The organism is Providencia vermicola, from assembly GCF_010748935.1.
Lineage (GTDB): Bacteria > Pseudomonadota > Gammaproteobacteria > Enterobacterales > Enterobacteriaceae > Providencia > Providencia zhejiangensis.
This window is the reverse complement of the sequence record NZ_CP048796.1, coordinates 3676804-3689398: the sequence shown is the minus strand read 5'-3', so window position 1 is coordinate 3689398 and position 12595 is coordinate 3676804. Positions and strand designations below refer to the sequence as shown.

The following is a 12595-nucleotide window of genomic DNA, read 5'->3' as shown; positions in this document are numbered from 1 at the left end:
CCACAAAAATCATTGTTGACCTGTTCAAATCTCAAGCAGGATAGAAAATCACCAGCAGTTGAACAATATTTGAGCTATAAGATAATCTATTCCCGCTTCAATTTCAAAGAAATTATTCACTGATTTTTATTATAAATTTATCAAAAACGCTTGACACCAGTGATACGACACCACTCCTCTTTTTCTGCGATAGGGTCTATTGCAAATAGCTCACGATATGCGTCGGCAACGCCTTCTGCTTGTGTAGCCAGAACACCTGAAAGCCCTAATAAACCGCCTGAACGTGGCAGTACGCTGATCATAGGTGCTAACTCACGTAATGGGCCGGCTAAAATATTCGCGACGACCACGTCAGCTTGTAGCTCTTTTGGTTGATCCTTAGGTAAGTAGAGTGATAAGCGTTCTGAAACACCATTGCGTTCAGCATTATCACGACTGGCGATTATGGCTTGAGGATCGATATCGATCCCAATGGCTTGCGCTGCACCGAGTTTCAAGGCTGCGATGGCAAGAATGCCGGATCCACAACCAAAGTCGATAACGGTTTTACCTTCAAGATCGAGTCCGTCTAGCCACTCTAAGCATAATGAAGTGGTTGGGTGAGTTCCCGTGCCAAAAGCAAGGCCGGGATCTAACATCACATTGACGGCGTTGGGATCAGGAACATCTCGCCAGCTTGGACAGATCCAAAGACGTTGCCCAAAGCGCATTGGATGAAAATTGTCCATCCATTCTCTTTCCCAATCTTTATCTTCAAGTTGTTCGATTTTATGAATGAAACCTTTTTCGAGAAGAGGGCTGTTCTCTAATTGTGCAACAACCCTTTTCATATCCGTTTCTGCATCATAGAGGCCAATAACATCAGTATCCCCCCATAAACGCGTTTCTCCAGGGAGCGGTTCGAATACTGGGGTGTCATGGCTATCTTGAAAGGTAACCGAAACGGCACCGCTCTCAATGAGTTCATCGCCAAGTGCTTCGGCGTGTTGTCCAGTTGAGTTAAGTCTTAGTTGTATCCAAGGCATAGTGATTCTCTTTTTACTTAATTTTTGCGGGCGTAGCCAATTGATTGGCTGCCGATTGTACTGGATTTTTACCGAAAAGATTACCAATAATAAAAGCAATAAGGCTAAATACCAATGAAGGTACAATGGCATGAAAGCCTAACAGCTCGATTTTAAATGATGCCAGTAGTGCATAAGAGACACCGCCAACGACCATACCGCTGATAGCACCTTTACTATTGGCTTTTTCCCAATAGAGGCCTAACACAAGTGGCCATAAAAAGACGGCTTCCAGTCCACCAAACGCCAATAAATTAAGCCAAATAATCATTTTTGGCGGATCCCATGCGGCAAAGAGCAGCAAAGCACCCAGTATCAAGGTTGAAAAACTGGAAATACGAGCCAGTTTTTTCTCATTTCGAATTTGTGCTGGCGCCGCACTTAAATAGATATCTTTAACTATAGTTGCTGATGATTGCAGTAGTTGTGCGTTGATGGTGGACATGATCGCTGCCATTGGCGCCGCTAAAAAAATACCGGCCGCAAATGGGGGCAATACTTGTACCATCAATGTTGGGATAACCTGATCAGGGATAGTGAGGTCTGGCAGAATTGCACGGCCTAATGCTCCGGCAAAGTGCATACCAAACATCAACATTGCCATGACTATCGTGCCTAAAATAATACCACGATGAACAGCTTTACTGTCTTTATAGGAGATACAGCGCACTGCGGTGTGTGGTAGCCCGATAACGCCAAAGCAAACTAAAATCCAGAAAGACGCAAGGAAAGGTGCGCTCAAAATATCATCGGCGCCTTCTACTGATACCAATTTAGGGTCAATGGTCTGTATTTTTCCGACTGCTGCACTGAGTCCACCGGCATGGTAGATTATGGCGACGAGTAAAATCACTGTTCCTAGCAGCATAACAAGGCCTTGTAAGGCGTCATTGAGCACACTAGCACGGAAACCACCAATCGCGGTATAGAGCGCGATTGAAACACCAAAAATGATTAAGCCATAGGTATAAGGGATACCGGCTGCGGTTTCGAGCAATCTAGCTCCCCCAATAAATTGCACGGTCATCGCACCGAAAAAAGCCACCAGCAGGCTGAGGCTTGCAAACCAGACTAAAAAGCGGCTTTGATAACGTGCATACAACATATCATTCAATGTTACGGCATTATATCGGCGAGCTAAAATAGCAAATTTTTTACCAAGTACGCCTAACGATAACCAGATCGCGGGTAATTGGATCATCGCCAGTAGCACCCAGCCTAAACCGTATTTATAGGCAGCTCCTGGTCCACCAATAAAGGAACTGGCGCTCACATAGGTCGCGGTGATGGTCATTGCAAGTACAAAGCCACCCATCGAACGATTACCGAGGAAGTACTCATTGAGGAAAGCTCCCTGTGTGCGTTTGCGATAAGCGTACACAGATAGCAGAAATACCAAAGCGAGATAGCCTATTAGAGGGAGTAGGACTTCAGTCTGCATCCTTGTCCTCCAATGGAATATCTTTAAAAATAATGTTGACCATCATAATACACAGTAAAATGAAAATGATGGGTAGAATGAGACAGGACCATTCAAACCATACAGGTAAGCCTGTAATTCCAATGGTATTGCTTGGAAGATAGGCACAAATCACCCACCCAATTAAATAGGCGATGGTCAGATAGAATGACCAGCGGGCTTCCTTATTTGATTGAAGAAAACGTTTATCCATACGTATTTCCCCCTCATAGAAATAAAAATAATCAGCGATTGTACGACAAACCTAGGGATGTGTGTAAAAAAACCGATAAAGGCTATTGAATATGTTCGATTTGTCATCGAATAATATGGCGTGTATGTAGGGTAATAGGGATTATTTGTCTACGAATAGAGAGAGGATAAATAGAATTGACATCGCGAAGATAGCGAACGCAGTGATGTAGAGAAAAAGTGCACTATCAATTTTTAGTCCATTGTTTTGATAAGAGCGTGAAATATGTCTTTTGCAGCTAATGATACCCAGTAGCGTGATAGCAATCAGTGCAGCAGAAAACATAAGCCATGACGACGCTAATAATCCCAAGCGAAAAAAAAGCAATCCATTGATCGTCAATAGCAGTAAAGTTCGGCTCCAAGCTTGTTGTGTTCTTTCTGGTTGTAAGCCAGGGTCACGCATCACTATACCTATAGTAAGATGTAAAGTAAGGAAATTAAGGCAATAGAGACAATAAACAGGCTCATCATGGTGAGAAAAGAGGTATATTTCAAAGGTTCCTCTTTACGCATTGCAATCTCGTTTTGTCGCCAACGATACAGTGCCATGATTGCGGTAATGCCGCCAGCCGATGACAGAAAAAGCGCTAATAAGGTTTTTAACCAAGAGTCTTGCAGTAGCTGTTCGATAGCGATTGCCCCTGCTAACAAGGCCAATGCGGTTCTTATCCACGCAAGGAAGGTTCTTTCATTTGCTAGGGAAAAGCGGTAGTCCGGTGTTTTGCCAATATTTTTCCAATCATGATGTTTGAAGGCCATGGCGATTATTCACTGTGTTGGTTGGATTGATTGTAATGAATGACTATATTAAATAGCTCTTACTCATGATGCAAAAAAATACCGGAAAGGGTGTTTTCCGGTATTTGATGAATGAAAGAATTATTTTAGTGATTCAGAATATTATTCTTGAATATCTAATTTTTTCTCCAAATAGTGGATGTTAGTACCACCTTTTTGGAAGTTTTCATCATTCATGATCATTTGGTGTAGTTCAATGTTGGTTTTGATACCATCGATGATAAGCTCATTCAGTGCGTTTTTCATACGCACAATCGCAATTTCACGAGTTTCACCATAGGTGATCAGCTTACCAATCATTGAGTCATAATATGGAGGCACGGTATAGCCTGCATAAATATGGGACTCCCAACGCACACCAAAGCCACCCGGAGAATGGAAACGAGTGATCTTACCTGGGCTAGGCATAAAGGTGTTTGGATCTTCTGCGTTGATACGGCATTCAATCGCATGACCGTGAACAACGATATCTTCCTGTTTGACAGACAACGGTAAGCCTGAAGCAACACGTAGCTGTTCTTTAATTAAGTCAACACCCGTAATCATTTCTGTTACAGGATGCTCAACTTGAATACGGGTGTTCATCTCAATAAAGTAGAACTCACCGTTTTCATACAGGAATTCGAATGTTCCCGCACCGCGGTAGCCGATTTCAATACAGGCATTTGCACAACGCTCACCGATACTACGGCGAACTTCAGGCGTGATACCCGGCGCAGGTGCCTCTTCAACGACTTTCTGGTGGCGACGTTGCATTGAACAATCGCGTTCTGCTAAATAGATAGCATTACCTTGGCCATCAGCCATAACTTGGATTTCAACGTGACGAGGGTTTTCAAGGAATTTTTCCATATAAACCATATCGTTGTTGAAAGCCGCTTTAGCTTCGGCACGGGTTAGGCTGATTGATGAATCTAAGTCTTTTTCATGGCGTACGACACGCATACCACGACCACCACCGCCACCCGATGCTTTAATGATCACTGGGTAACCGATACGCTGTGCGATAGCTCGGTTTTTGTCTGTATCGCTGCCAAGAGGGCCATCGGAACCGGGGACGCAAGGTACACCTGCAAGTTTCATCGCCTCGATAGCGGAAACTTTGTCGCCCATTAGGCGGATGGTTTCAGCTTTAGGTCCGATAAAAATAAACCCTGAACGCTCAACTTGTTCTGCAAAATCAGCATTCTCAGACAGGAAACCATATCCTGGGTGAATAGCTTGAGCACCTGAAATTTCTGCCGCTGAAATGATAGCGGGAATGTTCAGGTAGCTTTTTGTGGATGCGGCTGGACCGATACAAATAGTTTCGTCAGCCAACAACACATGTTTTAGATCACTATCTGCCGCGGAGTGAACAGCTACGGTCTTGATACCTAATTCTTTACAGGCTCGAAGAATACGTAGTGCGATTTCGCCACGGTTAGCAATGACAATTTTTTCCAGCATGGAAACGCCTCGTTATTCGATAACAACCAACGGCTGGTCATATTCAATTGGCTCACCGTTCTGTGCCAGGATTGCTTTCACAACACCTGCTTTTTCTGCTTCAATTTGGTTCATCATTTTCATCGCTTCAATGATGAAAAGTGGATCGCCAACATTGACAGTTTGTCCAACTTCAATAAATGGTTTTGCTTCTGGACTTGGTGAGCGGTAGAAAGTACCAACCATTGGAGAGCGTACTTGATGACCCGATACAGCCGCAGGTGCGGTGGATGGCGTTGCAGCAGGTGCTTCTTGAGCCGGTGCAACAGCCGCTGCTAATGCAGGTTGTGCAGCTGGAGCTGAATAAAATTGTTGAGGTGCCGACATAACCTGAGAAGTCGCTGAAACACGGCTGATACGTACTGATTCTTCACCTTCAGAAATCTCCAGTTCAGAAATGCCAGACTCTTCAACCAGCTCGATCAGCTTTTTAATTTTACGAATATCCATGGATATGATTCCGTACTCTTATATTTGGATTTAATTAATTGATGACAGACGGTTAACCGCTGCCTGTAACGCGAAACTGTAACCATCAGCGCCAAGACCACAAATTACGCCGACAGCTTTATCGGAGAGATAGGAGTGATGGCGAAATGGTTCTCTGGCGTGCACATTAGACAGGTGAATCTCGATAAACGGGAGTGCAACTGCTAACAATGCATCACGCAGGGCAACACTTGTATGCGTGAATGCAGCTGGATTAATCAGGATAAAATCGACGTTATCCTTTGCTGCATGAATTTTATCTATCAATTCGTGCTCTGCATTCGACTGAAAATGACTCAATTTTACGCCTAGATGTTCCGCTTCCGCCGTTAGTTTGGAAACTATGTCTACTAGCGTGAGATTGCCGTATTTGTCAGGCTCTCTAGTACCAAGTAGATTTAGATTCGGTCCATTGAGGAGTAAAATGTGAGTATCTTCTGTCATTGTGTTGCTAACTCCGACGATATGTCAATAACCTGACAACATAACCTGATGTTGATGGTTTGTCATCTTTTATCATAAAAATAAATGAAATCTTTACGGATAAAAAACACTATTATAATTATTTCGTGGCATATGACAGCAAAATACTGGTCTTATCAGAGAAATTACCCGAACTTATTTTTTGAATTGTGCGGCAATCCAAATTTTTGAATTTATCCGCACACGTTGTATTTTATGCACTTAAAACATTAACAAGTGTACGCCCTGTTATCTGATTTTTTAAGAACTTTTGTGCATACTCGATGGATTGTTCCAAAGTGATTTCGCATGTGATATGCGTATAAAATGACTCAGGAAGTAATTGAGAAAGGCGCTGCCACACTGCTGGGCGTTTTGCGGCAGGGTAATAAACAGAATCGATACCTTGTAGACGAATATTACGCAATATAAATGGCATGACGGTGGTAGGAAGTGAAAAACCGCCCGCCAGGCCACAAGCAGCAACGGCACCGTTGTAGTGCGTTTGTGCCAGTATATTTGCCAGTACATCTCCGCCAACGGTATCGATAGCCCCCGCCCAATGTTGTTTGTCTAAGGGTTTCGCGGGCGACGTAAATTCACTGCGAGGTAACACGCTTTTGGCACCGATTTGCTGCAAGTAATCACTATTTTCTTGGCGACCAGAAATCGCGACCACATCGTAGCCAAGGGATGATAATAGTTGGATTGCGGTGGAACCAACTCCTCCACTGGCTCCACTAACGATCACTTCCCCTTTATCTGGCGTTATCCCTGCATCCTCTAATGCGTTAACGCACAGCATGGCTGTAAAACCGGCAGTGCCAATGATCATGGCTTGGCGTAATGACAGATGTTCAGGAAGCGGGGTGAGGAAATTAGCAGGCACTCGAGCCCGAGTTGCGAGTCCACCCCAATGTGTTTCGCCTACGCCCCAACCGGTGAGTAAAACATGTTGCCCAACGCTAAAACGAGGATCCTCGCTATGATGTACCACACCCGAAAAATCAATACCAGGCACCATGGGATATTGGCGGACAATACCGGCTTTGCCATTGATGGCTAAGGCATCTTTATAATTTAATGTAGACCAATGAATATCAACGATAACATCACCTGCGGGGAGTTGCTCGGTAGGAATGGTCTGTATTTCGGTTGTTAGCTGGTCATTTTCTTTCTGTAGGACGAGGGCTTTCATACTTCGCTCCTAATTTTATATGGGAATTTTCCGAGTAAAATTGAGTATAATTGATGATATCAACTTTAGTACTTTCATCGATGTTAATTAAGTTGTGATGGTAGTATTGTTGTTATTGTAATTAATTTGTAAAAATGTAATTTTTTCTGGCATAAATACTGTTTTATCGTGCAGAATATCACGTTAAGAAGGTTTCTGTTTGTGTATAGGTAATATTACATAGGTCATTTGGTGGTTTATGTAACTAACATACAGAAAATGCACATATTTAGCTGTGAAGTTGGTCGATGTGCAACAATAAAAAAATAACAAGAAATTTATTTGAACTTGTAGCTATAAAAACTTGTCAACACAGGGTGGAACAGAAGACGGCGTATATAACAACCAAAGAGCGATTAGCTGTTGATAGATTTATTCATTCATAAATAAGTTAAATTTACTCACCAATTAATGGCTATTTTTAAAGGTTGTTATCTGCTTCGTTTTCAAAAGAGGCATGTACAGTAATTTATACTGTAACAACAGATGGATTAACCATATTTTTTGAAGCGGCTCATTAACGCCTTGAGACAGCTTCAAGTGGTTGGTAGAGTAGACGGGTTTTTATTCGTCCCCAGCTTGCAGGATAACCCTTTCGTTATGTTTAAAAAATTTCGTGGCATGTTTTCTAATGACCTGTCAATTGACTTGGGTACGGCCAATACCCTCATTTATGTCAAAGGACAAGGCGTAAAATTAAATGAACCTTCTGTTGTCGCTATTCGCCAAGATCGTTCTGGCACGCCAAAGAGCGTCGCAGCCGTAGGTGGTGAAGCTAAGCAAATGCTGGGGCGTACACCAGGCAATATTTCCGCAATAAGACCGATGAAAGATGGTGTTATTGCTGACTTTTTCTTAACTGAAAAAATGTTGCAGCATTTTATCAAACAGGTGCATAGCAATAGTTTTCTTCGTCCAAGCCCACGAGTGTTGGTTTGCGTACCTGTTGGTGCAACGCAAGTTGAGCGTAAAGCGATACGTGAATCCGCGTTGAGCGCAGGCGCACGTGAAGTCTTTTTGATTGAAGAGCCGATGGCAGCCGCAATTGGTGCTGGCTTACCAGTTTCTGAAGCAACGGGTTCAATGGTGGTTGATATTGGTGGTGGCACGACTGAAGTTGCTGTTATCTCATTGAACGGTGTTGTGTATTCTTCTTCTGTTCGCATTGGTGGTGACCGCTTTGATGAAGCAATCATTAACTATGTGCGTCGCAATTATGGTTCTTTAATCGGTGAAGCAACGGCTGAGCGTATTAAACACGGCATTGGTTCAGCTTATCCAACTGATGAAGTCTATGAAATTGAAGTGCGTGGACGTAACCTTGCTGAAGGTGTTCCTCGCGGCTTCAAAATGAACTCAAATGAGATTTTAGAGGCATTACAAGAGCCACTAACGGGGATTGTTAGCGCTGTGATGTTAGCATTAGAGCAATGTCCTCCTGAATTAGCCTCTGATATTTCAGAGCGTGGTATGGTATTGACGGGGGGGGGAGCACTGCTTCGCAACCTTGATCGCTTACTCATGGAAGAGACAGGTATCCCTGTTATTGTTGCAGAAGATCCTTTAACTTGCGTTGCTCGAGGTGGTGGCAAGGCATTAGAGATGATCGATATGCACGGCGGTGATCTGTTTAGCGAAGACTAAATAACGCCATAGGCAAGCTGGGGTTGTTACCCCAGCTGCTGCTTTGCCTATTTTTGTTCCTCTGAATTTAGTGAAACTCAGCCATACATGAAGCCGATTTTTAGGCGAGGGCCATCGCTCCAGTTGCGTATTTTTATTGCTGTCATTGCCGCAATAGCACTGGTAGTGATTGACCATCGTTTTGAGCCTTTCAATAAAATCCGTAACTATTTAGACACGGCGGTCAGCCCATTTTACTTTTTGGCGAATGGCCCGCGTCAGTTTCTTGATAATGTGTCGGAAAATTTCGCCTTACGAGAGCAACTTCAATTTGAAAACAAGGCATTACGTCAAGAGTTGCTATTAAAAAAAGCCGATAGTCTTTTGTTAGAGCAACTCAAGCAAGAAAACTCACGTCTTCGAGAGCTTCTCGGGTCGCCCCTGCGCCAAGACGAACATATGATGGTGACTCAGGTCATTTCTGGTGCCAATACCCCTTATCGTGATCAAGTCGTTATCGACAAAGGCGAGAATGATAACGTCTATGAAGGTCAGCCCGTTATCAGTGATAAAGGTGTTGTGGGGCAAGTTGTTGGCGTCAGCCAGTTTAGTAGCCGCGTTTTATTGATTTGCGATACTACGCATGCCCTGCCGGTTCAAGTGTTACGTAATGATATTCGTGTGATAGCCGCCGGTTCTGGCTGTGCAGATGATTTACAGTTAGAGCCACTACCTGAAAATACCGATATTCGTGTTGGTGATGTACTGGTGACGTCAGGGCTTGGTGGGCGTTTCCCTGAAGGATACCCAGTCGCTGTTGTCTCAAACGTGAAGCATGATACTCAGCGAGCTTATACGATCATTAGTGCGCGCCCGAGTGCTGAGTTACAACGCTTACGTTATTTGTTGCTATTATGGGGTAATGACAATGATACCGTTACACCATTACAGCCTTCTGAGGTATATCGTGCTGCGAATGAGCGTCTGATGAAGGTGCTCCCACAGGTATTACCAAATCCTAGTGAAATTCAGGGACCACCATTACCTCCATCACTGTCTCAGGAAGCCCAACCATAAAGGAAGGTGCAATGGCTATGGGTAAAATAGGGTAAGCTAAATGGATGAATATCGTGGTAATGGTCGCAGTATTATCTGGATCTCTTTTTTCATCGCATTGATTTTACAAGTGATACCATGGCCTGAACAATTTACGTTTTACAGGCCATCGTGGCTATTGTTGATCTTGATTTATTGGGTGATGGCGTTGCCACATCGTGTCAGTGTTGGCACAAGCTTTATTCTTGGTATCATCGTTGATTCTATTCAAGGTTCAGCGCTAGGGGTTCATGCCCTTTCTTACAGTATTATCTGCTATCTTGTCTCTTACAAATACCAGTTACTGAGAAATATGGCGCTGTGGCAGCAAGCCTTAATGATTGTCTTACTGACCGTGATATTGGATATGACGGTATTTTGGGCAGAATTTGTTTCTTCACAAGTATTATTCCACCCACAAGTATTCTGGAATAGTCTTGTGAATGGTATCCTGTGGCCATGGTTGTTTTTGCTATTACGGAAAATTCGCCGTCAGTTTTCAGTGTGTTAAGATTTTAGCGGCGGGCAATTATCTCTAGGATATCGTTTATGAGTTATATCTATTTAGCTTCTGGTTCACCACGAAGAAGAGAATTAGTGCAATTACTGGGTTATCACTTTGATATATTGAGCCCTGTCGTTGAGGAACAATGGCAAGAGGGTGAAACCCCAGAAGCTTATGTGCAACGTTTGGCTCGAGAAAAATCACAGGCTGGCGTCAAAATAGCCGCCAACGATTATCCTGTCATTGGCGCTGATACAATTGTTGTTCTTAATAATCAAATTTTAGAGAAGCCCCGTAACGAGCAACATGCGCAAGAAATGTTGTTATCCCTTTCTGGTAATACGCACCAAGTGATGACCGCTGTCGCAATCTCAAACAAGGATCACACATTGACGCATCTCGTTGTGACAGATGTGACGTTCCGCGAATTATCTGTAGCGGAAATAAAGGATTATATCAAATCAGGGGAGCCAATGGATAAAGCCGGTGCATATGGAATACAAGGAAAGGGGGGATGCTATGTTAGGCGAATTAATGGCAGTTACCATGCGGTTGTCGGTTTACCTTTAGTAGAAACAGATGAATTAATACAACGATTTTTAGCGCTAAGTGATGGTAAGGGGATGTCATGACTGCTGAGTTATTAGTAAATGTTACACCATCTGAAACGCGCGTAGCTTATATAGATGGCGGTGTTTTGCAAGAAATACATGTAGAGCGAGAAGCAAAAAGAGGAATTGTAGGGAATATTTACAAAGGTCGTGTGAGCCGTGTGTTGCCCGGTATGCAGGCGGCCTTTGTTGATATTGGTCTCGATAAAGCCGCTTTTCTGCATGCGTCTGATATCATGCCACACACTGAATGTATTGCGGGTGAAGAGCAGAAAAACTTTCATGTTAGAGATATTGCGGAACTGGTTAAGCAAGGACAAGACCTCATTGTTCAAGTGGTAAAAGATCCGCTAGGAACCAAAGGTGCAAGACTCACCACGGATATTACCTTACCGTCGCGTTACTTGGTCTTCATGCCCGGCGCATCCCATGTCGGGGTATCACAGCGTATCGAGAGTGAAAGTGAACGCGAACGTTTAAAAGAGTGTGTGTCTCAATATTGTGATGAAAACGGTGGCTTTATTATACGTACCGCCGCGGAAGGGGTGGGCGAAGATGAAGTGAAGCAAGATGCCGCTTTCCTCAAACGTTTATGGGCAAAAGTGATTGAACGTAAGAAACGTAATATCACTCGCACTAAAATTTATGGTGAATTGTCACTCGCTTACCGGATAATTCGTGATTTCGCTGGCGCTTCATTAGATAGAATTCGCGTAGATTCTCGTCTAACCTATAAGCAGTTACAAGAATTTATTGATGAATATGTTCCTGAAATGACGGCTAAGCTTGAATTGTATCAAGGCAATCAGCCTATCTTTGATTTGTTCGATGTTGAGAATGAAATTCAGCGCGCAATGGATCGTAAAGTTGAGCTGAAATCGGGTGGGTATCTGATTATCGATCAAACAGAAGCGATGACCACTATCGATATTAATACCGGGGCATTTGTTGGTCATCGTAATCTCGAAGAGACTATATTTAATACCAATATAGAAGCCACTCAAGCTATCGCTCGTCAGTTACGACTCAGAAATTTGGGTGGGATCATTATCATTGATTTCATCGATATGGGTGATTTGGAACATCGCCGCCGCGTTCTGGCCTCTTTGGAACAAGCATTGAGTAAAGATAAGGTGAAAACCACGATTAATGGTTTTTCTCAATTGGGGCTTGTTGAAATGACACGCAAGCGTACACGCGAGAGCCTTGAGCATGTGTTATGTGATGTGTGTCCGACCTGTCAAGGTAGAGGAACGGTTAAATCTGTTGAGACCGTGTGTTATGAGATTCTGCGAGAAATTGTGCGTGTTCATCGTACTATCGATGCAGATAGGTTCTTAGTTTATGCTTCTCAAGCGGTGGTTGATGCACTGATGGGTGATGAATCTCATGCTTTAGCCGAAGTTGAAATCTTTGTTGGTAAGCAGGTTAAAGTTCAGACTGAGTCTTTATACAGTCAGGAACAATTTGACGTCATCATGATGTAGTGTTTACTTGAAGGAGAAACGG

Annotated in this window: 14 protein-coding genes; 5 read left to right on the top strand and 9 right to left on the bottom strand. The window is 43.4% G+C overall.

From position 1 onward, the window contains the following. Positions 1–140 precede the first annotated feature (140 nt). The 9 genes from prmA to G3341_RS16655 form a co-directional block, all read right to left on the bottom strand. A complete protein-coding gene (gene prmA / locus G3341_RS16695) occupies positions 141–1025 on the bottom strand; it encodes a 50S ribosomal protein L11 methyltransferase (RefSeq protein WP_154624871.1) in 885 nt (294 codons plus the stop codon). Positions 1026–1038: 13 nt separating this feature from the next. Next, positions 1039–2505: a sodium/pantothenate symporter gene (gene panF, locus G3341_RS16690; protein WP_163863018.1), complete on the bottom strand. Its 1467-nt coding sequence runs from the start codon at positions 2503–2505 to the stop codon at positions 1039–1041. Further along, complete coding sequence (locus tag G3341_RS16685) at positions 2495–2737, bottom strand: YhdT family protein (RefSeq protein ID WP_154624873.1); 243 nt, start codon at positions 2735–2737, stop codon at positions 2495–2497. Before G3341_RS16685 ends, panF begins: the two co-directional genes overlap by 11 nt. Positions 2738–2878: 141 nt before the next feature. After that, positions 2879–3181, bottom strand: a complete 303-nt coding sequence (locus G3341_RS16680) for a DUF202 domain-containing protein (protein WP_163863016.1) — start codon at positions 3179–3181, stop codon at positions 2879–2881. A gap of 8 nt (positions 3182–3189) precedes the next feature. Continuing rightward, positions 3190–3537 carry a YidH family protein gene (locus G3341_RS16675; protein WP_154624875.1) on the bottom strand — a complete coding sequence of 116 codons (348 nt, stop codon included), beginning with the start codon at positions 3535–3537 and terminating at the stop codon, positions 3190–3192. 141 nt (positions 3538–3678) lie between these two features. Then, positions 3679–5025: an acetyl-CoA carboxylase biotin carboxylase subunit gene (accC, locus tag G3341_RS16670; RefSeq protein ID WP_163863014.1), complete on the bottom strand. Its 1347-nt coding sequence runs from the start codon at positions 5023–5025 to the stop codon at positions 3679–3681. 12 nt (positions 5026–5037) lie between these two features. Next, a complete protein-coding gene (gene accB / locus G3341_RS16665; protein WP_154624877.1) occupies positions 5038–5514 on the bottom strand; it encodes an acetyl-CoA carboxylase biotin carboxyl carrier protein in 477 nt (158 codons plus the stop codon). A 30-nt stretch (positions 5515–5544) separates the two neighbouring features. Further along, positions 5545–5997: a type II 3-dehydroquinate dehydratase gene (aroQ, locus tag G3341_RS16660; protein WP_163863012.1), complete on the bottom strand. Its 453-nt coding sequence runs from the start codon at positions 5995–5997 to the stop codon at positions 5545–5547. Positions 5998–6229: 232 nt separating this feature from the next. Continuing rightward, entirely contained in the window at positions 6230–7213 is a 984-nt protein-coding gene (locus tag G3341_RS16655; protein ID WP_154624879.1) for an oxidoreductase, read from the bottom strand. A gap of 639 nt (positions 7214–7852) precedes the next feature. Between G3341_RS16655 and G3341_RS16650 the strand changes: the two genes are divergently transcribed. From G3341_RS16650 to rng, 5 genes are all read left to right on the top strand, one after another. Continuing rightward, the gene (locus G3341_RS16650; protein ID WP_154635575.1) at positions 7853–8896 is read left to right on the top strand and encodes a rod shape-determining protein; all 1044 of its coding nucleotides are present in this window, start codon (positions 7853–7855) and stop codon (positions 8894–8896) included. A gap of 87 nt (positions 8897–8983) precedes the next feature. Beyond that, a complete protein-coding gene (gene mreC, locus G3341_RS16645) occupies positions 8984–9952 on the top strand; it encodes a rod shape-determining protein MreC (RefSeq protein WP_154624881.1) in 969 nt (322 codons plus the stop codon). A gap of 40 nt (positions 9953–9992) precedes the next feature. After that, a complete protein-coding gene (gene mreD / locus G3341_RS16640) occupies positions 9993–10481 on the top strand; it encodes a rod shape-determining protein MreD (protein WP_154624882.1) in 489 nt (162 codons plus the stop codon). A 38-nt stretch (positions 10482–10519) separates the two neighbouring features. Beyond that, positions 10520–11107, top strand: coding sequence for a Maf family protein (locus G3341_RS16635; RefSeq protein WP_154624883.1), 588 nt, complete (start codon positions 10520–10522; stop codon positions 11105–11107). Next, complete coding sequence (gene rng, locus G3341_RS16630; RefSeq protein WP_154624884.1) at positions 11104–12573, top strand: ribonuclease G; 1470 nt, start codon at positions 11104–11106, stop codon at positions 12571–12573. Before G3341_RS16635 ends, rng begins: the two co-directional genes overlap by 4 nt. Positions 12574–12595: the final 22 nt, after the last annotated feature.